Source organism: Tardiphaga sp. (genome assembly GCF_041424195.1).
Classification (GTDB): domain Bacteria; phylum Pseudomonadota; class Alphaproteobacteria; order Rhizobiales; family Xanthobacteraceae; genus Tardiphaga.
Genome location: NZ_JBGMOE010000123.1, coordinates 12,035 through 31,976, shown reverse-complemented (window position 1 = coordinate 31,976; position 19,942 = coordinate 12,035). Strand labels below are relative to the sequence as shown.

At 63.6% G+C, this 19,942-nt stretch carries 5 protein-coding genes and 1 tRNA gene; 4 read left to right on the top strand and 2 right to left on the bottom strand.

The window, feature by feature from the left end; all coding sequences use genetic code 11:
- Positions 1 to 217: 217 nt before the first annotated feature.
- The 3 genes from ACEK02_RS16975 to ACEK02_RS16965 all read left to right on the top strand — a co-directional run bounded on the left by ACEK02_RS16975 (position 218) and on the right by ACEK02_RS16965 (position 14,794).
- Positions 218 to 12,520, top strand: coding sequence for a filamentous haemagglutinin family protein (locus ACEK02_RS16975; protein ID WP_371422753.1), 12,303 nt, complete (start codon positions 218 to 220; stop codon positions 12,518 to 12,520).
- A 900-nt stretch (positions 12,521 to 13,420) separates the two neighbouring features.
- Complete coding sequence (locus tag ACEK02_RS16970; protein WP_371422752.1) at positions 13,421 to 14,152, top strand: iron-containing redox enzyme family protein; 732 nt, start codon at positions 13,421 to 13,423, stop codon at positions 14,150 to 14,152.
- 225 nt (positions 14,153 to 14,377) lie between these two features.
- The gene (locus ACEK02_RS16965; protein WP_371422795.1) at positions 14,378 to 14,794 is read left to right on the top strand and encodes a hypothetical protein; all 417 of its coding nucleotides are present in this window, start codon (positions 14,378 to 14,380) and stop codon (positions 14,792 to 14,794) included.
- Positions 14,795 to 15,160: 366 nt separating this feature from the next.
- On the opposite strand, the gene ACEK02_RS16960 is transcribed toward ACEK02_RS16965, so the two are convergent.
- A tRNA-Ser gene (locus tag ACEK02_RS16960) sits at positions 15,161 to 15,251 on the bottom strand.
- Positions 15,252 to 15,925: 674 nt separating this feature from the next.
- On the opposite strand from ACEK02_RS16960, the gene ACEK02_RS16955 reads away from it, so the two are divergent.
- Positions 15,926 to 17,452: a porin gene (locus ACEK02_RS16955; protein WP_371422751.1), complete on the top strand. Its 1,527-nt coding sequence runs from the start codon at positions 15,926 to 15,928 to the stop codon at positions 17,450 to 17,452.
- A 148-nt stretch (positions 17,453 to 17,600) separates the two neighbouring features.
- Here ACEK02_RS16955 and ACEK02_RS16950 read toward each other — a convergent pair whose 3' ends face one another.
- Entirely contained in the window at positions 17,601 to 19,757 is a 2,157-nt protein-coding gene (locus tag ACEK02_RS16950) for a lytic transglycosylase domain-containing protein (protein ID WP_371422794.1), read from the bottom strand.
- Between the last annotated feature and the right edge of the window lie 185 nt (positions 19,758 to 19,942).

Sequence of the window (19,942 nt, the reverse complement as noted above, 5' to 3'; positions counted from 1 at the left end):
TTTGCGAAATTTTTGTGACGCGGTTCAGTCCCGCGCTGCCTCGGACCGTCTTAGGGGCAATCAGAAGAGATCAGGTACAGGGCGTTGAAGTCATTTGCGATTGGCATTGCGGCGATAGGACTGCCGGTGCTGGGCGTGGATATTGATGTTCCTCTCTTTGGTCCCTTCCATCGAACGGTCTCGGTTCGACTTCGGTCGCGCCGTATGAGGGGCAATCATGGCGTCGAACATCAATAAACTTCAGGCTCTCTCGCGCTATGGCGCATTGCTGACCACGGTCAGTGCCGCTGCGCTCCTGATGTCGATGCCATTGGTTCATGCCCGTTCGCTGAACGGCAGCGGCGGCGGTGTGGTGTCGGCGCCGAACATCGCCTCCGATGCTACCGCGCTGGCGGCGCAGCAGGCTGCGGCTGCAGGGCGGCAGTCGCAGGATTCGCTGGCGCGCGCCGCGCGCGCGGTGCAGGACATACAGGCGCTGCAGGCGGCGGCACGTGCTGCGGCGGCGACGCGGCAAACGTCCATGACGGCGCCGGTCAATGTGCCGAACGGCCTCGGCGCCGGCGGCCTGCTGCCGAATATGCCGGCGGGCTGGAGCGGCGCGGATGCGCCGACCCAGGGCGTCGATGCGAGCGGCCAGACCCAGGTCGGCATCCGGCAGACCACGCAACAGGCGATCCTGAACTGGCAGTCGTTCAATGTCGGCGCGCGCACCACGCTGAGTTTCGACCAGCAGGGCAATGCCAATTGGGTCGCGCTCAACCGCGTCAACAGCGCCACGGCGCCGAGCCAGATCCTCGGCACCATCAAGGCCGATGGCCATGTCTATGTCATCAATCCAAGCGGTATCATTTTCGGCGGCAGCAGCCAGGTCAATGTGGGGTCGCTGATCGCATCGACCGCGGGCATCACCGACAGTCAGTTTCTCAGCAACGGCATCTACAGCACCCAGACCGGCAACATCTATGCGCCGAGCTTCACCGCCGCGGGCGGCAAGGTGGTGGTCGAGGCCGGCGCGTCGATCAGCACCCGTGCACCCTCGTCGGTGACGTCGGGCGGCGGCACCGTGCTGCTGATCGGATCGCAGGTCGAGAATGCCGGCAGCATCGCCACCCCGAAGGGGCAGACGCTGCTCGCCGCCGGCGACAGCTTCATCCTGCGCCGCGGCTTCGGCACCGAGGGCAATGCCACATCGACGACGCGCGGCATCGAACTATCGCCGGTGATCGGCGTCGGCAGCCAGAGCGGCGGTGTCAGCAACAGCGGCCTGATCTTCGCCCAGCAGGGCGACATCACGCTGGCCGGCCGGACGCTGGCGCAGGACGGCGTGCTGCTGGCCTCCACCTCGGTCAATACCCGCGGCACCATCCATCTGCTCAACGCGGCGGCGGACCGCCAGGGCAGCGTGACGCTGGGCGCCGGCAGCGTCACCGCGATCCTGCCCGAACTCGACAGCAGCGAGACCGCGCTGGACAGCCAGCGCGACGCGCTGGTCGCATCGTCGGCGGCGGCCAATCTGCTGCGCGCCGGCAGCGCCACAGGCGCGTTCGACAATCTGTCGCTGCTGGCGGACCGCCAGGACCAGTCCCGCATCGAGATCGTCACCGGCGGCGTGGTCAATTTCCGCAACCAGTCGCAGACCATGGCACAGGGCGGTCAGGTCGCCGTCAGCGCCGGCACGCGGGTGTTCACCGAGACCGGCGCCAGCATCGACGTCTCCGGCGTGCGGGGCGCCGTGCGGCCGATGGCGGCCAATCAGGTGCTGGTCAATATCCAGGGCAACGAACTCCGGGACTCGCCGGTCAACCGCGACAGCGGCGCGCTGCTCAACAAGAATGTCTGGATCGACATCCGCGATCTCGTGCTGGTGCCCGCCGGCACCGGCGGCTATGCCGGCGACCGCTACTACACCAAAGGCGGTCTGCTCGAACTCGGCGGCTATCTCGCCAACACCGCCCACACCATCGGCGAATGGGCGGCGCTCGGCGGCAGCATCACGCTGGCGGCGCCGGAAGTCATCGCGCAGCAGGGCGCCAGGTTCGATATTTCCGGCGGATCGGTCAGCTATGACGGCGGCCGAATCTATTCGACGCGGCTGATCGGCACCGACGGCCGCCTCTACAGTTTCGACAACGCGCCCGCCGACATGAAGTTCGTGGCCGCGGCCGGCGGCTTCGTGCGCACGCATAACATCCAGGGCAAGGTCTCGGATCAGCTCACCGAGGTCTGGACCTCGCCATTATCCCGGTCCTCAACCTGGCGCTATGAGGCCGGCTATACCGTCGGCCGCGATGCCGGCCGGCTCAACCTGTCAACGCCGACCGCGGTGTTCGAGGCCGATATCATTGCTGACACGGTTGCCGGGGAACGGCAGACGACGAAGCGTGCCAATGGCGTCAGCGATGGATACAAGCTCACCCAGTCCACCGTGGCGCAGAACGGCACGCTGGCGCTCGGCAAATACGACGCCACGGGCCGCGTCGATCTGTACGCCAGCGATGTGCGCATTTCCACTGTTGCGAATGTGTCCGCGGGTCTTGCGAATGGCGCGACAGCAGCATTGCCGGCGGAGCGCGGCAACACCGTCTGGCTCGATGCCGATCATCTCAACGCGCAGAAGCTCGGCGGCCTCGATCTCGGTACCCGCGGCGCCATCACCGTCGATGCATCGCTCGAACTCGCCAATGGCGGCAAAGTCAATCTGATCGCGCCGGTGATCGATATCAAGGCCGACATCATCGCGCGATCGGGCAGCGTCAACGCGACCAATGTTTTCGTGGCATCGAATGCCGGCGGCCTCGCGGCCCCGCTGACGCTCGCAGGGGCCTCCACACTAACCATTCATGGTGGCGCGACCATCGATCTGCGTGGTGGCTGGACCAACCAGCTGCAGGGCGGAGCGGCCAGTGAGCTCGCTTATCTGGACGGTGGCGCGCTGTCGCTGATCTCCACGCACGATATCGCGGTGGAAGCTGGCAGCCTGATCGACGTGTCCTCGGGTGCGGCGTTGCTGGGTAACGGATCGATCAAGGGAGGTCGCGGCGGCGACGTGACCCTGTCGGCGGATATCGACGGATTTAGCGTCGCCGGCGGCGGATCGCTCAGGTTGGCAGGTGCCGTCTCGGGCTATGGTTTCAGCGGCGGCGGTACGCTCAAGCTTGAATCAGGATCAGCCGTGATGATCGGCAGTCCGGCTGCACCCGGCTTGGCGCTCGTGCTCGATGTCGAGCGCTTCAAGTCTGGCTTCTCCAGTTACGACATCAACGGCCATGCCGGCCTTTCGGTCGTTGCAGGAACGGTGCTTGATGTCACGGTTCCGGTCTACGCGCTGGTCGCTCCCGGACAGGAAGGCGTCGCCGGCGCTGGTGGCCGCGAAGTGTGGACGCCGCCGCTCTATCTGGCACCGTTCCCGTCGAACAAGATTGTCCAGCGCGCCGGCGCCGATCTCGTTCTGCGTTCGCAGCGTCAGTTCGAGGGCGGTGACATTGCGATCGGCGCCGATGCGCAGATCACGGTGGATGCCGGACGCAGCATCAGCCTGATCGGCGGCGGCACCAGCCAGATCACCGTCGATGGCGCGCTGCATGCCAAATCCGGCAAGATTGCCATCGATATCGTGACGGCGCTGACCTCTGCGGCGACGTCGCCGTCAGCAAGGGAGAATAATCGCTCGATCTGGATCGGCGAACGGGCGGTGCTCGATGTCGCCGGCATTGCGGTAACGGCGATCGACGGTCGTGGCCGTGGTTCCGAGAAAGTACTCGACGGCGGCGCCATCACCATGGGCGGGAACATCGACTGGGAGACGACGGGAGCATCGACGACGGCGCCTGATATCGCGGTGATCATCAGATCGGGTGCATTGCTCGATGCGTCCGGCACCCATGCGGTGATCGACGTGCTGGGACCGAACGGTTTCGTGGCAACCGATGTGGCCAGCAATGGCGGCACTATCGTGCTCAAATCGTCGCGCAGCCTGTATCTCGACGGCATGATGCGGGCGCAAGCCGGCGGTGCCGGTGCGGCGGGCGGCACGTTGGCGATCGCGCTGGAAACCCCCGCGCTTAGCATGAACGCGGCGGCGGATGATGCCGTGCGCGTGCCGCGCGAATTTATCGTCTCGCAGATCCATCGCGGCAGCGGTCTGTCTGCCGATCTCGTGCCCAACGTGGCCGATCCGGCGCTGCGCTACGGTACCGGCCGGCTCGGCGCCAACCAGGTGGCCGATGGCGGCTTCGGCACGCTGTCGCTGCTGGTCAACGGCATTCTCAGTTTCGACGGCGACGTCACTTTGTCGGCGGCGCAGAGCCTGCGGATCTATGCCGGCAGCTATGCGCTGACCGAGACCGCGGCGAGCAATTCAAACGTGTCGTTGAACACGTCCTATCTGCGCCTGGCGGGCGCCACCCGAATACCGGGCGACTTCCAGATCATGCCAACGGTGACCTGGCGCAAGGGTTCCTCAAGCCGCAGCAGCGATGCGCGGTTCTCCGTCACGGCCGATCTTGTCGAGATCCGCGACCGCGTCGGCTTCGGCGCGCGCGGCACCGTCGCGACGAAGTCGGGCGCACTGGTGACGATGGATCGCCGTGGCTTCGGCCATGTGGACGTCACCAGCCGCGGCGACGTGCGGTTGCTGGGCGGCAAGTCCGGCATGGGGCTCAGCGGCGGCGCCACCACCGAACTGGCGTCGCCCGGCGACCTGACGCTGACGGCAGCGCAAATCTATCCGGCCAGCGACGTCAACGCGCAGTTGCTAGCGGGCGCGACCAGCGGCGCTTATGCGGCAGGCAGCGTATTGACGATCAGCGGCTACGGTACCGCCGTTGCAGCTCCGCAATCGGTGTTCGGAACGCTCGCGCTCGGCGGCGATACTATCCTGCAGGGCGGCGTTGTCCGCGCCCCCATGGGCAATTTGATCCTCGGTTCGGATAACCGCGGCAACAATACCGGACGCGCGAGTCTGCTGTCCCTGCTGCCAGGCAGCGTGACCTCGGTCAGCGGTGCCGGCGTGATGATGCCCTATGGCGGCACCACTGATGGCGTGTCCTACAGCTACAACGGCACGGCGATCAAACCGCGTGCGCTCGGCACCAGCGGCATCAGCCTGAACGGTGACAGCGTGATTGGCGAAGCCGGCGCACTGCTCGACCTGTCCGGTGGTGGCATGCTGACTGGGGCCGGCTTCATCAGCGGCCGTGGCGGTTCCGTGGACGTGCTGCGCACACCGTTCGTCAATGCCAATCCGACGTTCCCGCTCAGTGCTGCGGGCAACAGCGTCTATGCGATCGTGCCGTCTTTCGGCGACGCCTATGCGCCGGTTACTGCCGATGCCGGAGCGGGCAATCCGCTGGTCGGCCAGCAGATCACGCTGACGCAGGATGCTGGCGGCCTCAAGGCCGGCACCTATACGCTGCTGCCATCCACCTATGCCTTGATGCCCGGCGCGTTCCGCGTCGAGATCGGCAAGGCCGGTGCGGTGGCCGGCAATACGGCGACGCTGGGCAATGGCAGCACGATCAGCGCCGGCTATCTCGGCATTGCCAATACGGTGATCCGCAATACGCTGCCAAGCCAGTTGATCGTCACTTCGGCGGCCACGGTGCGCGGCCATTCGACCTATAACGAGACGGGCTACGACGCCTACACCGTCGCCAACGCGGCGAGGCTCGGCGGCATGCGCGGGCAGATCGACGCCGATGCCGGCTCGCTGACGCTCGAATACTCATATTCGAGACCGAAGCCCGGAGTGTCGATGTTCAAGTTCGACGGCACGGCGCTTTTCAATCCGGAAGCCGGCAGTGCCGGCTTCGGCGGCACGACCTCGGTGGTGGCGCAATATATCGAGATCCTTGGCACTGGCGCGGCGCCGACGGCCGGCTATACCGGCCTGTCGATTCATGCCGACGACCTCAATGCGCTCGGCGCGCCGCGGCTGCTGGTCGGCGGTGCTCTTCAACTCGATTATGCCGATAATTTCGCAAGCTTCAAAGCGCAAGCCAACGTCATCGACGTGCGGAGTGGCGCGCATCTGACCGGCGCCGAAGTCTTCCTGATGTCCTACGCAACATGGGGCGGCATCACGATCGAGCAGGGCGCGTCCATCGACACGATCGGACGCGGCCGGGCGGTCTATGACTCCACCAACGGCATTGTGTTCAATGCGACCACGGCTGGCGTGGTGGCCGTTTCCAACGGACTGATCAATCTGCTGCCGCCGGTGGCAGAGGGATTTTCCTCTCCAGGTCCGATCCGCATCGGCGAATGCGCCGGCGGCGGCTGCAGCGGGATCACCTCGATCCTCACCGAGGGCACGCTGGCGATCGCCACCGACAAGGCCTTCAGGCTGACGCCGCAGACGGTCTATGGCGCCAAGAATCTGGCGCTGGCGGTGTCGTCGGTCAATCTCGGCAGCGACGCGGCCTTGCAGCAGGCGACCGCCAACGGACAATTGCCGGCGGGTCTGTCGCTCAATCAGGGCATTCTCGACACCTTGCTGGCGGGCAACGCAGCTGCCAACGTGCCGAAGGTCGAAACGCTGACGATCACGGCGCGGGATTCCGTCAACATCTTTGGTTCGGTGGTGCTCGATACCTTCGATCCCGCGACCGGAAAATCCTCGATTGCCCAGCTGGTGATAGGCACGCCAGCGATCTATGGCTATGGCAGCGCGGGGGATCGCGCCGTCATCACGACCGAACAATTCGTCTGGACGGGGCTTGCGCAGAAGCCGTCGCGATATCTGTCGGAAGGTTATGCGCCGAATACACCCGGCGCTGTCATCGGCGGCCTGCTGGGGAGCAGCACGCTCGATATCAACGCGAAGAATATCATTCTCGGATATGCCAGTGGCACCCAGCCGATCGCGATCATGCCGGCGGAGCGTCTGGCGCTCGGCTTCGGCATGGTCAACCTGATTGCATCCGATAGCGTCACGTCGAATGCCAAGGGAACGCTCAAGGTCTATCAGCAGCAGGGCAGCTACGATGCCGCGACCGGCTACCAGTATTCCGGCGGCAACCTGAGCATCACTGCGCCGGTGCTGACCGGCGTCTCGGGATCGGACAATGCGATCACCGCCGGCGGCACCATCGCCGTGCTGGCGCCGGCCGGCGCGACCGGAACGTCCACGAGCCTCGGCGCGCAGCTCAGCCTGTCCGCGCAGAATATCCGCATTGACGGCGCCATCGCGCTTTCCTCCGGCAAACTGACGCTGAACGCAACCGGCGACATCCTGCTGGACGATCGCTCGCGTATCGATCTGGCCGGCCGCAAGCTCTCCTACTTCGAGGTCAATCGCTACAGCGCCGGCGGCCGCTTGGTGATGGCCAGCACCGGCGGCAACATCACGCAGACTGCCGGTTCGGTGATCGACGTTTCGGCGGTGCTGAACAATGGCGGTTCCATCGAGGCCGTGGCGCTCGGCGCGGGAGCCGGGCAGGTGGCACTCGGCGGAACGGTTCTCGGCAGCAGCAGCGGCTGGTATGATGCAGGAGGCACCTTCGTCCCCGCCGCGGGATCGGAGATCACGATCCGTGCGCAGGCGGTAAACGATTTTGCCGGGCTGAATACCCGTCTCACCTATGGCCAGGTCTTCGGCGCGCGGCGTTTCCAGATCAAGCAGGGCGACATCGTCATCGGCGACGAAGTGCGTGCCCGCGATGTGGAGATCACGGCCGACGGCGGCAGCCTGATCGTCAATGGCACCATCGATGCGAGCGGCTTCGAAGTCGGTACGATCCGGCTTGCGGCGCGCGACAACCTGACCGTCAATGGTACGCTCGATGCGCATGCCACCGGCATCCGCCGCGACAGCTATGGCAAGATCATCGACAGTCCGAACCGGGCCATCGTCGATCTCACCACGCGCGACGGAACGCTGACCCTTGGCAGCACCGCGCGTATCGATCTGCGCTTCGGCACATCCGATGCGGCTCACCACGACGGCGTTGCGCGCGGGACGCTGACGCTGAACGCGCCCCGTATCGGCGGCAACGATGTGGCGGTCGATGTCGTGGGCACGCCGACGATCCTCGGCGTCAAGACGATCGCGGTGCACGGCTTCAGGACCTACGACGATGCCCCGATGGCGCCCACGCCGGATGCTGCGGGACAAACCACGCAGCTGATCACGCAAGACTATCTCAACACGATTGACGGTCACAGCCGAACCTATATCGACGCGGCGCTCGCCAACGGAGCGCTGGCGGCGCGCCTGGCCGGTCTCGGCAACTATCATCTGCGTCCGGGCGTCGAGATCGTCAGCAACAGTGCCGTCAATCCAGACGGCAATCTGACCGTGCTCGGCGATATCGATCTGTCGAACTGGCGCTATGGGCCGGATTCCGCGCCTCTCAACGCCGCGCGGCGCGGCTTCGGCGAACCGGGCGCGCTGGTGCTGCGCGCGGCCGGCAACCTCCATGTCTATGGCAGCATCACCGACGGCTTCGCGCCGCCGGCTGCCACGCCAGCGGACAAGGGCTGGTATCTCTCGGAAACGAGCCTGCCGCAATTCGACAAACACAATGCCTATGGCGCCGACATCACGATTCCCATCGACGGTGTGGTGCTGGACATCGGAACTGTGTTTCCGATGAAGGCCGCTTTGAACTTCGATATCTCGGTTGCCGCGATGACCTTGCCGGTCGGCACGACGCTGCCGGTGGATGCGGTGCTGACGGGAAGCTACACATTCGGAGCCGGCACCGTGCTGTCGGCGAATGTCTATAACGCCGATGGCAGCATCCGGGCTGCGGCCGGCACCGTGCTGACGGCAGATCTCGTGGCCGATGCCGGCATGAAGCTGGGCGCAGGCACGCCGCTTCGCGTCGCTGCCGAGGTCGCGGCGCTGGTCTGGCCGAAGAACGTCGTGCTGCCCATCGCCATGAAGACGGTGGTGCAGACCACGCTGGCGCGCGGCTCTGTCATTCCGTCGGGAACGAATGTCCAGTTGCCGGGCGATTCTGCTGTCGATTTGCGGCCGGGCGCCGCGCGCAGCGATAACTGGGCAGTTGCGCCGATGCTGCCCGAAGGCACGACGAGCTGGAGCATCCAGCTCACGGCCGGTGCGGACCTCGCCTCGGCGGATCGCCGCGCCACCAATCCATCGTCGCGTGGTTCGATCATTCTCGCCGACACCCATTCCAACTTGACCACTGAGATCAAGCAGGTTGGCGGGACGATTTTCGTGTGGACGCCATATGCAGTCGAGAACGGTTGGGGAACTGAGGGAGACCCCATAGGAAACGACGATCTCTGGATATGCGATGTTTTGCCAGATTTCTGCTCAGCGTCCACGGTTCCGATCCGCGATGTGACCACCGTGAACTATCTGTCGCCAGCCTTCAGCGTGGTCCGGACCGGAAGCGGCGATCTCGGCATGGTCGCTGCGAGAGACCTGCGGATGAACTCTGCGTTCGGCGTTTACACCGCCGGCATGCAATCTGCCGCGATCCTGGACGGGACCGGCAACAACCCGTTCAACCTGCCGCGGGGCCAGAGCGTCAACGGCGCGTTGCCGCCGATCTATGATGCTGCGGCAAGTACCTATCAGGCCTGGTATCCTGAGCACGGCGGCAATCTGGATATCCGCGTCGGCCGCGATCTCGTCGGCGACGTCTGGGGCCAGATGCCGCACGACAACGTGAATAGCTCTGGCGTGGGCAACTGGTTGTGGCGGCAGGGGACCGGTAGTGCAGTCACCGATGCATCCGGCATCGCGACCTCGTGGTGGATCAATTTTGGCACCTATACATCGGCGCCGATCAGCAATCAGCCGGCGTCGCCATATATGGCCGGCTTTACCGGCTTCGGCACACTCGGCGGCGGTAACGTCACCATCACTGCCGCGGGCGATGCCGGCATCATCACGCCGCGCGGGGATATTGTTTTGGCCGCTTCGCCGCGCAGCCAGGCGCTGGTTGTTGCGGTGGGCAGCACCGGACGCGTCGATGCATCGGGCAATCTGACATTGACCGGCGGCGGCGATCTGCAGATCAAGATCGGCGGCGTGCTGAACCCCAATCTCGACGCGGTTCAATTTGCGAGCGGCCGGTTGTCCAACAGCCAGAATACGGGCCTCAACGGTACGCTGACCAATCTGCGCGGTCTGACGACGCTGTCGGCGTCGGCGGTCGGCGGTATCAATACGCTGTATCGCGCCAACCAGAAGACGCTACGCGGTTTCGACGGCGACCGCACGGATGTGCGTCCCGTCGATCCGTTCACCTCGACCGTCGCCAACAGCCAGGGCGGCATCGAATTGTTGCCGGGCGATTCCGCGATCTATCTGAACACGTCGGGTGATCTGGTGCTCGGCACCGCGTCCGACCCCGGCCGGGTGTTCACCAGCAATCTCTCGAAGCTTACGGCCAGCGGCACGGCGACCATCGGCCAGAGCTGGTTCTCGCTCTGGACCGATCATACGGCCATCAATCTGATGTCCGCAGGCGGCAACCTGACGCCCGGCACCGATGCGGTCATCAAGCCGGACATCGCTGCGGGAAGCAAGTTGGGCAACGCCGATACCGGCGATACGGCGATCGTCTATCCGTCGATCCTGCGCGCAGTCGCCGGCGCTGGCAGTATCTATTTCGGTAACTCGGCCGGTGGCGGTCTTTCTTCCACGAGTTCAACCCTGCTGGCACCGTCTCCCAAGGGTGCGCTGGAATTGCTCGCGGGCACCTCGATCTATGGCGGCGGCTACACGATCGGCATGTCGGGTTCGGACACGCCGCTTCCGACGCCGTTCCGTGCGGCCTTTGTCGGCTATTCGGCCGATGGCCGCGCCGCGTTCTCCAATACCAGTCCGCAGGGATCACTGGTCGATTCCCAAGAGAGATCGGTCATCGGTGTACCCGACACATATCCGCTGTTCGCCTTCGGCCCCGACACCATCGGCAGGACCATGCTGCACGCCGGCGATCCGTCATCGGCATTGTTCTATGCGGCCAATGGCGACATCGTCGGATTGTCGAGCGGCGCGATCCGGACCTTCGATTCGGTCTCGTCTGCAGGCCGCACACAATTGACCTGGTATCGCAGCGGCATCGCGACGCGGGTGCGCGCCAGCGGCGACATCATCAATCCCAATCTGGTGATTGTGAACAACAACAGTGACGACGTCTCGCTGCTGCAGGCGGGCCGCGACATCACTTATGCCAATGTGCAGGTCGCAGGCCCGGGCACATTGGAGGTGACGGCCGGGCGCAATCTCGACCAGGCCGACAAGGCTTCGGTGACCTCGATCGGACCACTGGTCGCCGGCGACAACCGGCCCGGCGCCTCCATCGCGATGATGGCCGGTGTCGGCGTCAATGGACCCGACTACGCCATGCTCGCGGCGCTCTATCTCGATCCCGCCAATCTGGCGGCGGCCGGCGTGCCGCTTGCCCACCAGATCGGCAAGGTTGCCAAGACATATGAAGGGGAATTGATCGCCTGGCTCAAGGAGCGGGGCAACGTCGCTGGATCGGTGGAGGAGGCGCGCGCGACTTTTGCCGCACTGCCGCCGGAGCAGCAACGCATCTTCCTGCGCCAGGTGTATTTCGCCGAGCTCACCGCAGGTGGCCGCGAATACAACGACGCGGCCAGTTCGCGCTACGGGTCATACCTGCGCGGTCGCCAGATGATCGCAACGCTGTTCCCGGACCAGGATGCCCAGGGCAATCCAATCGCGCGCCGCGGCGATATCACGATGTTTGGCGATGCTGGTGTGCACACCAATTTCGGTGGCGATATCCAGATGCTGGCACCGTCCGGCAAGGTCGTGGTCGGTGTCGAAGGCACGTTGCCGGCGGGCACGTCGGGCGTCGTCACGCAAGGTCGGGGCGACATCCAGATCTACAGCCAGGGCAGCGTGCTGCTCGGCCTGTCGCGCATCATGACGACCTTCGGCGGCAACATTCTCGCATGGTCGGCATCGGGTGACATCAACGCCGGCCGTGGCGCCAAGACTACCGTCCTCTACACACCGCCGAAACGCGTCTACGACAACTACGGCAACGTGACACTGTCGCCGCAGGTGCCATCGGCCGGCGCCGGCATCGCCACGCTCAATCCGATCCCGGAAGTGAAAGCGGGCGATATCGACCTGATCGCGCCGCTTGGCACGATCGATGCGGGCGAGGCGGGCATCCGCGTGTCGGGCAATATCAACCTCGCCGCCTTGCAGATCGTCAACGCGGCCAACATCCAGGTGCAAGGTGCATCGTCTGGCATTCCGACCGTACAGGGACCCAGCATCACCGCAGCCCTCTCCACCAGCAATGCAACGGCGGCAACGCAGCAGACGGCTACGCCGCAGCAGGCCGCCAATAGCAATCCTTCGGTGATCATCGTCGAAGTGCTGGGCTATGGCGGGGGAGGCGATCAGAAAGGCGATGAGGAAAGAAAGCACGACCAGCGCGATGAACGCCGCACGCAAAATCCGGGCAGCCCCGTCCAGGTGATCGGCGCGGGCGCGCTCGAGCAGGCTGCCATCGATCAACTGACGCCGGACGAACGCCGTCGCCTGGTTCGGTAAGAGGGAGAGATCTCGCAATGTGGCCGGCGAGCGTCAGGCACGATGCTCGTCGCGACATTCTCGTCCCGGCTGCACACTGTCGCCACTGCACGGCGTTCGCCCAGCTATATCCGGCGTGGAAATGCAGGCCAACGGTCCGGGGCATATGTCTCAGCGAAGAACGGGCGCCCGCTGACACCTGCTGCCCCAGCGTATAGCGAGGAAGCACGGCGACAATTGTGGGAAAGGACGAGCGAAACCCTTTCTCGCTTCCGCTGATACCTTGTCCGCGCCGGCGAAGCCGCTCGCTGAGGGTAACCCAATTGGGGGATGCGACCCCCACATTCCCCAAGTACGACAGGAGGAATTGAGGGCTACCGATTGCTATCTGATTGTCCAGCTTTCCCAGTGAGTCCGCCAAGGCGGCTGAACGTTCCTTCACGGCTCGCAGAGCATAGTAGTCCCGTGTCAGTGGCCTCTACTTTGTCGGACATCGTGCAGATTGGCAGCGTTCGCAGATCCCTTGCATCCGATGCGCTCCATGACGCCCACTTATCGCCACTCGTAGAAGCTGCCAATCCGGGCCGCCTGCACGAAGCGGTCATCAGCTCCCGATGTGCGATGCGGCCAAAAACTGCGCGCCCGATGATAAATGATCTTTTCAAAGAGGTTTATCATACGGGGGTAACCATCGGCGCAGAACAATGCCTCGTTAGTACACGCGACGAATTGGTATCATTGTTTGAGCGATTTGGATTTTCGGTCGATTGGAAAGAAATTCATTGATCCGGTTGCAGGCGTTTTGAACGTCTTGGTCCACGAGATGGAAGATTTCGAGCATATGCGAAACATCAGCTCGCCGCTCTGGTCGGTTGCCGAGGCCGGCCGGTCATCGTCACCCACGTCCAAGGGGGCCTTCAAGTGAACGTAGCCAACAAGCCGAGCGATCATTATTCGCCGCTTGCGCACGATACGTTCATGGAGCTTGAATGGCGCGTGAATAATATCTTCGCTGATGTAAAGCACTGGCGTGGATGGCAGCTCATCTCTGATCCAGCGACTCCGCGAGAGGAAATCCTGGCCTTGGTCCGAGAGATATTCCGGTCAGTCGCCTGGTATCAGAAGCACACGACAGAGGCCGGTTTCCATATGTTCGGTCGACTTCCGAAATCGGAAGTTAAGCTTATTCAGGCGCTCTGCGGCCACAAGGCTGAAGAGGCTGAGCACGGAATTTGGGCTGTAGAAGATTTTGGAAAGCTTGGCGGGAAGCTGTCGGATGCCGTCGAAGCGCATCCCTCGCCAGCTACATTCGTGGTCGCAGCGGTTTGGTGGCGAATGGCTCAAGTGGAGGACCCGCTGGGCTACTTGGGGGCTGAGTATCTATTCGAGCAACTGACTGCCCTTGTCACTCAGGCGGCTCTGCCTGTCATTGAGGCGCGGGAACTTCCTCGCGATGGCCTGCGGTTCGTTATCGAGCATGCCACAGAGGACGCCAAACACGCGACCTTCATCAAACATCAAGTACTGGACGTTGCGACGCGCTACCCTGATAGCGCAGCCTCAATGCTTCGGACGTTCGACTATTTCCATGCGGTATATCCGCTTCCCGTCTGGGATGAGGCATTTGAACGAGCCAGGCGCGGCAGAGTGTGACGGGCGATTCACTGGTGCAGTTTCGCTTCCGATACAGGGACGCATTCCGGGTCCGTCATGCGACGGGAAACGCTTCGGCCGATGATCGTTACGCTGCTGCCTCAGATCAGCGGAAAGTGCGCTCGCTTCGGAAGCTACGCCGGCAGTTTTTTTGCATGGCGCTGCAACCAACCCGGTCCAAAAATGTTGCGCATTTGCTGGGTGGCCATCCATAGGAGCGCATCCATGTGTGATTACAGCCTGCACGCGGTCGCTACCCGTCCCGCGGAGGTGGCGGATAGGTTGGTGTCGACCAGATTTCCTTCCACGACAACCCGGGGGTTCGCAAGCTGCGACGATCTTCACGTCGCAGTGTGCCTTCGTCCCGGTACCGAACTCGCCTTTGAACACGATGTCCGGGTCGATGGGTGGGTGTTTCGCCGTAATGTGGGCGATCGGCTGGCCCGTTTTCGCCAAATCGACGTAGGCCAATCTCACCATCATCATGACGCGCTCGAATTCTCGAACGGCAAGATCGTTCTCGTCACAGATCTCAAGCCCGGGCAAAGGGCGATCGTGCTGCAACTGCCTGTTAGTCAGGCAACCGAAAAGCCCGGCAGGGCAGAGCCTGCCGCGCCGCAAGAAGTCGCCCGGATTCCCTGACGCGCAACATTGCGGGCCCGCCGGAGCGACCCGGCGGGTTTTTCAATGGTTCTCGTGCTGACTCTGGCTACCCGGACGCACTGCTCGTAGCCCCCATTTTTCCGAGGAGTTTCGCGAAAGTCGCAACGCTCCCTTTTCACTGCCAATCCTTGTAAGCCGGCCGGCGGGCTTCAAGCTGGAGGTCGCAATTCTTCAAAAGCTGGGCGAGCGATCTGCGGCATCGCCTTTGCTGCCCAATCTTCATTGAAGGCAGCAATCGCGATCTTCCGTCAGTCTGGCGCTCGCTCGGCCTCCCCAGTCCGCGCGTCGAGCGCGAGAGCGTCGATTTTAAGAATATCGAACAATATCAATAGAATATAGGAAAAATGGCGGAGCCGGAGGGATTCGAACCCTCGATACCCTTGAGAGGTATGCCGCTTTAGCAAAGCGGTGCCTTCAGCCACTCGGCCACAGCTCCATCGTTGCTGCATATGCCCGACACCGTCGCGAGCCGCAAGCGCCAGATCGCGGTCTGCAGCCTATGTTCGCAAAAATCGGACAGGTCTGGTGTGGATGACTCTTTATAATCGTGCGATGCCGCTCCCGCCGATGGTGCATTTGCCACGGGAATAGTGGGCCCGGAGGCCATTTATTGATTGCCTTCCGGCGTTGCGCGTTTGCCGGGGAATTTATCGCTGGGCAGATGCGAGACGATTCGGCCCATGGACCGGGGAAGTCGGCCCGTTACGTGGCATGCGGGTGTGAAGGTGTTTCTGCTCGTTACGGGCGTGACCGCCGACCGGAAATGTGGCGTCCGAAATTCCCATGTTGAAGCAATGGCTTGCCAGGAATGCCTATTCACGAGTCCGTGTGATTTAAGCAACACAGGCTGGGAAACGGCCGAATGGAGGCGGCTTTGAGGCGTTCCATTGTTGCGAAGCGAGACACCTTGGGAGATGGTCTCGGTGCGACGGAGGGGGGCATCCCGAGGTCGTCCCGTAAAGTGGTTCGTCCTGAACCTCGTCGTCACGTTTTGTGCGACGGGTTTTGCGATTCGGAGCGTTTGCGGGTTGTCAGGGATTAAGGGGACTTGTCTTCAGGGTGGCCTCCACCCCGTTGCAGAACCTTCCCTAAAGCAACTTGGAGGTTTACATGAAGACGATTAAGGGCCTTATCCTCGGCTCGACGGCAGCTCTGCTCGCCGTTGGCGGAGCTCAGGCAGCCGATCTTCCCGTCAAGGCCAAAGCGGTCGAATACGTGAAGATCTGCTCGCTCTACGGCGCGGGTTTCTACTACATCCCGGGCACCGATACCTGCATCAAGATCGGCGGCGCGATCCGTTTGGACACCTCGTTCAACGCCGCAGCTTACGACACCCCGTTCTGGCAGGGTGGCGCTGGTGGCAATAATCTTTGGACCAAGGATTATTTCATCACCCGCGAACGTATCAACCTGACCACCGATACCCGCACTGCCACCGAATATGGTGTCGTTCGTACCTACGCGAACATCCAGTTCGACTTCTCGCAGAACCGTGAATCGATCGCTGGCGGCTTCACCGAAGTCGACTACGCCTTCATCCAGTTCGCCGGCTTCACCTTCGGTAAGGCCGTCTCGCAGTTCGACCCGCAGTGGGCCCTCAACAAGCCTTACATCTCGTCGGGCTTCATGGCCGGTTCGAACAACACGACCGGTATCCCGCAGATCGCCTACACCGCTTCGTTCGGTAACGGCGTGTCGGCGACGATCTCGCTCGAAAACGCTTCGCCCTACCGCAATGCCGGTCTCTGGAACACCAACGCGTTCATCACCGGACCGGGCGCGAGCACGTTCACGGGTGCGTTCTACGGCACGAACTCGAACACCTTCCTGGGCAACGCTTACGGCGGCAACCACATTCCTGACGTCGTCGGCAACCTCCGCCTCGACCAGGCTTGGGGCACCCTGCACTTCGGCGCTGCGATGCACGCTGCTACCCCGGGCTTCTACGGTTCGACCGAGAACACCGGTCACGCTGACGACAAGTACGGTTTCGCAGTCAACGGCGCGGTTGAATTCAAGAACCTGCCCACCGGCGCTGGCGACACTCTGAAGCTCGAAGCAACCTACGCCAAGGGCGCAGCGAAGTACGCAATCGCCGGCGGCACCACCGACACCTCGGGCGGCGGTCGTTTCGCGAAGGTTGATGGCAACTCCATCGGCTTCGGTTACGTTCTCGACGGCGTGTACACCACCAATGGCCAGATCATCCAGAGCGAAGCCTGGTCGGTCGCCGGCTTCTACGAGCACTACTGGAACCCGGCATGGCGCACGTCGCTGTTCGGCAGCTACAGCAGCATCTCGTATGGTGACGGCAATGCTCTGATGATGGCAGCTTTCCAGGGCCTCACCACGGGTGGCCCGGGCAACAGCAGCTCGTCGGCTTCAGCCACTCGCGCTGGCACCTTCGCCGGCACGGGCAACTTCGACTTCGCCATTGCCCAGATCGGTACCCGTACCGCCTGGACCCCCGTCAAGAACCTGACCCTGTCGGCTGAATTCACCTACAGCCGCCTCGAGCAGAACCTGAACGGCACCTACACCGTGAACAGCATGTCCGGCAAGCCGGCCGGCACGATCCTGAACACGAGCAACCAGAACCTCTACAACGGTTCGGTGCAGATCCTGCGCTCGTTCTAATATCGACTGCCTCACGGCATTCGCTATCTGAAACAAAGACCCCCGGCAGGAAACTGCCGGGGGTTTTTGCTTGCGTGGATGACGTTTGACCACGACGCTGCGAGCTCTCCTCGCAATGACGGTGGTGAGTTCGGGCTGTTATCGCGTGCTATTCGACGCTCGTGCTGCCGCGATGTAGGTCGGCCTCGATCTGCAGCCGTGAGCCACCGCCGAAGCGGGCGCGATAGACCTGCAGGTTTTCCATGATGCGCTGGACGTAGTTGCGCGTTTCCGAGAACGGAATCGACTCGACCCAGTCGACCGGATCGACCCTGGGGTCACGTGGATCACCGTAGCGTTCGATCCACTTGCGCACGCTACCGCGCCCGGCGTTATAGCCGGCGAAGGTCATGATATAGGAGCCGCGATAGTCCTCGAGCAGGCCACCGAGTTCCGCTGCGCCGAGTGCCGCATTATAGGTCGAGTCGCTCTTCAGGCGCGCGAGGTCATAGGTGGCGCCGTGTCGCTTGGCGACATATTGCGCCGCGCTCGGCGTCACCTGCATCAGGCCATAGGCCTGGGCCGGCGACACGACGGCCGGATTGAAGGCGCTTTCCTGCCGCGCGATCGCATAAACGACGGCAGGTTCGACTTCGGGTCCGACCGGACGATAGCTCGGAATGCCGTTGGTGGGATAGGCATAGTGATCGAAGGGCAGGCCGCGATTGAGCGCTGCCTTGCCGACCAGCAGCATGCCGCGCGCGTCCTTGTTCTGTTGCGCGAGTTCGCTGAGGCCGAGCACTGCTTCCGGATCGCCGTTCTCGCCCACGTCTGCGAAAATCGGTACCGCGATCTCGCGCTCGTCGAGCGCATATAGCAGTTGCACTGCGCGGACGATTTCCAGTCGATCGAGCCCGCGCGCGCGGGCGGTCAACGCGCCGCTGATGTCGAGCTGCTGCAGGCCGAGCTTCGCGCGCGCGAGCTGGCCGTAATAGCTGGTGGACTGCTCAGCCGCGCGCGTATAGGCGGCACGCGCTTCCTGGCTGCGGCCTGCGGCCTCTGCGGCGCGGCCCTGCCAGTAACCGGCGCGGGCGAGGGCTGTCGGATTGACGCTGCCGACGCCGATCCGCGCGAAATGCTGCGCGGCGGTTGCGGGATCTTTCAGGAAGCGTAGCGCGATCCAGCCGGCGGTGAATTCCTGTTCGGTCTTGTAGATATCGCGCGCGGGCAGGGCGGCATCGCGGGCCACGAGATAGGCCGAGCGATGTTCGCCGACGTCGAGCAACTTGCGCGCCGTGAGCCGTCGCTCGATCCACCATTCGTCGAGATTGTGCAGGCGCTGCGGCTCGCGCGGCGCTGCGATCATCAGGCGCGCCGCTTCGCCGAATTTCTCCTCGCGGCGCAACTGCTGAATACGGCTGAAGATGTAGCCGGGGTCGCTATGCAGCTCGGACGGCACTGCGGCGAGCAAGGCGTTGGCGTTCGATGCCTTCCTGGAGACGCCGATGCGCGCACGGGCCAGCGCCATCTGTGCGCCGCCGAGGCGCTTGGCGGAGCGCAGCGCCGCATCGGAATCGCTGCCATAGAGCAGCATATCCATGCGCGCCTTGTGATCGCCGGGCGTGATGAGCGGGCCGAACATGTCGATGGCCAGGTTCTCGGTATCGCCCGATATCGGATCGCTGCGCCATGCGTCGCGGATCAGCCGCTCCGCGCCGGCGCGGTCGCCGCGCGCGAGCAGCGACTTGGCGAGCGCGAATTTGCCCTTGGCGGAAATCGGCTTCTCGCTTTCGAAATAGGACTGGATCGCGGAGTCCTCGCGCTTGTCGTCCCACAGCGCCGCTTCGATGCGGCGACGCAGGAAGGTTTGCGACGGCCAGCTCGGATTGGCGGCGACGAAAGCGCGGTAGCGCTCGACCGAAGCGCCATTGTCATCGCTGCGCAGATAGATCCATTCGCCGAGCTTGCGCGCCACCGGATCGCCAATCGTCTGCACCAACTGCGCGGCTTCCGAACCCTTGCGCTTGCGGATCAGCTCGATGACGTTTTCGAGCGTTTCGGCATCCGCCTGCGGGGTCGATGTCGTCGCAGCGACGGCGGCACGGGCGACCGGCCTCTTGATGACAGGAGGAATGACAGCGTGCTGGCGGGTGGCGGGCTGGATCGCAGGAGCCGGGCTCGCGGCATCCGGCGCCAGCGGCTTCGCGGGGGCAGCTACGGCCGTTGAGGCCTGTGTGGCACTGCGCGCGATCGGACGCGCTTTCGGCAATGGAACCTTGGCGGCCGCCCAGGCCTCGACGGCCAGCACCGATACCCCGACCGCCAGCGCCAGGCCGGAGCCCAAGGCTGTCCGTTGCAAGGCTGTCCGCCGCGCAGTCGTGGTGAGGAGCAGGTGCTTCACGGCATTCCCTCGCGGCGAATCAGACAATCGCACGCATTCCCATGATGTATTTGATTGAAACGGTGACCAAATCGTCAATTTCTGTGACCGCACGCTCCTCTCTGCCCGAC

Bases quoted from the DNA above. Each gene is read 5' to 3' on its own strand.
- ACEK02_RS16975 (WP_371422753.1), top strand. From the start codon at position 218: ATGGCGTCGAACATCAATAAACTTCAGGCTCTCTCGCGCTATGGCGCA.
- ACEK02_RS16955 (WP_371422751.1), top strand. From the start codon at position 15,926: ATGAAGACGATTAAGGGCCTTATCCTCGGCTCGACGGCAGCTCTGCTC.
- ACEK02_RS16965 (WP_371422795.1), top strand. From the start codon at position 14,378: ATGTGTGATTACAGCCTGCACGCGGTCGCTACCCGTCCCGCGGAGGTG.